Source organism: Streptomyces sp. CNX435 (assembly GCF_059570575.1).
Genome location: NZ_JCANTA010000066.1, coordinates 1 through 1,482 on the forward strand (window position 1 = coordinate 1; position 1,482 = coordinate 1,482).

The window sequence follows — 1,482 nt, forward strand, 5'->3', positions numbered from 1 at the left end:
GAAGCGGCCCCCCTTCTCCCGAAGTTACGGGGGCATTTTGCCGAGTTCCTTAACCATAGTTCACCCGAACGCCTCGGTATACTCTACCTGACCACCTGAGTCGGTTTCGGGTACGGGCCGCCATGAAACATCGCTAGAGGCTTTTCTCGACAGCATAGGATCATCCACTTCACCACAATCGGCTCGGCATCAGGTCTCACCCACATGAGAGACGGATTTACCTACCCCTCGGGCCACACCCTTACCCCGGGACAACCACCGCCCGGGCTGGACTACCTTCCTGCGTCACCCCATCACTCACCTACTACAAGCTCGGATCACCGGCTCCACCACACCCACCACATCCCGAAGGACACAACAGGGGGCTTCACGGGCTTAGCATCACCTGATTCAATGTTTGGCGCTCCACAGCGGGTACCGGAATATCAACCGGTTATCCATCGACTACGCCTGTCGGCCTCGCCTTAGGCCCCGACTTACCCTGGGCAGATCAACTTGACCCAGGAACCCTTAGTCAATCGGCGCACACGTTTCCCACGTGTGTATCGCTACTCATGCCTGCATTCTCACTCGCGAACCGTCCACCACTACCTTCCAGTGCGGCTTCACCCGGCACACGACGCTCCCCTACCCAACAACACACCCGTTAAGGCTCTTGTGCTGCTGACACGACTTCGGCGGTACGCTTGAGCCCCGCTACATTGTCGGCGCAGAATCACTTGACCAGTGAGCTATTACGCACTCTTTCAAGGATGGCTGCTTCTAAGCCAACCTCCTGGTTGTCTCTGCGACTCCACATCCTTTCCCACTTAGCATACGCTTAGGGGCCTTAGTCGATGCTCTGGGCTGTTTCCCTCTCGACCACGGAGCTTATCCCCCGCAGTCTCACTGCCGCGCTCAACTTACCGGCATTCGGAGTTTGGCTAAGGTCAGTAACCCGATAAGGCCCATCGCCTATCCAGTAGCTCTACCTCCGGCAAGCAACACACGACGCTGCACCTAAATGCATTTCGGGGAGAACCAGCTATCACGGAGTTTGATTGGCCTTTCACCCCTAACCACAGGTCATCCCCCAGGTTTTCAACCCTGGTGGGTTCGGGCCTCCACGACCTCTTACAGCCGCTTCACCCTGCCCATGGCTAGATCACCCCGCTTCGGGTCTAGAGCGTGCAACTCAAACGCCCAGCTAGGACTCGCTTTCGCTACGGCTACCCCACACGGGTTAACCTCGCTACACACCGCTAACTCGCAGGCTCATTCTTCAAAAGGCACGCAGTCACGACCGAAGCTTCCAAAAGAAACAACGGCGACGCTCCCACGGCTTGTAGGCACACGGTTTCAGGTACTCTTTCACTCCGCTCCCGCGGTACTTTTCACCATTCCCTCACGGTACTATCCGCTATCGGTCACCAGGGAATATTTAGGCTTAACGGGTGGTCCCGCCAGATTCACACAGGATTTCTCGGGCCCCGTGCTACTCGG

Annotated in this window: 1 rRNA gene; it reads right to left on the reverse strand. The window is 57.2% G+C overall.

Features of this window, described 5'->3' with window-relative positions:
- Positions 1–1,482 (reverse strand): 23S ribosomal RNA (locus T328_RS35940); the annotation flags it as partial.